The sequence below is a fragment of the Dietzia massiliensis genome (genome assembly GCF_018390595.1).
Taxonomy (GTDB): domain Bacteria; phylum Actinomycetota; class Actinomycetes; order Mycobacteriales; family Mycobacteriaceae; genus Dietzia; species Dietzia massiliensis.
In genome coordinates this window covers 1-401 of the sequence record NZ_JAHBAV010000259.1, presented here as the reverse complement: position 1 = coordinate 401, position 401 = coordinate 1, and the positions used below count along the sequence as shown (strand labels likewise).

The window sequence follows — 401 nt, the reverse complement described above, 5'->3', positions numbered from 1 at the left end:
GGTGGTGCTTGACTGGTATCAGCGCTACGGCCGCAAGACCCTGCCGTGGCAGCTGGAGAAAACCGCCTATCAAGTATGGCTCTCCGAGGTGATGTTGCAACAGACCCAGGTTGCCACCGTCATTCCTTATTTTCAGCGCTTTATGGCCCGTTTTCCCAACGTGCGCGCGCTGGCGGAGGCCCCGCTGGACGAAGTGCTGCATCTGTGGACCGGCCTCGGCTATTACGCCCGCGCCCGCAACCTGCACAAGGCGGCGCAGACCATTGTCGCACAGCACGGCGGCGAGTTCCCGACAACCTTCGCAGAAATCGCCGATTTACCGGGCGTCGGCCGCTCTACCGCCGGCGCGGTGCTGTCGTTGGCGCTGGGCCAACACTATCCGATCCTCGACGGCAACGTGA

Annotated in this window: 1 pseudogene; it reads left to right on the top strand. The window is 63.1% G+C overall.

Going from position 1 to position 401, the window contains the following annotated elements:
* Positions 1-401: pseudogene (locus tag KHA85_RS20510) on the top strand (hypothetical protein); the annotation flags it as partial.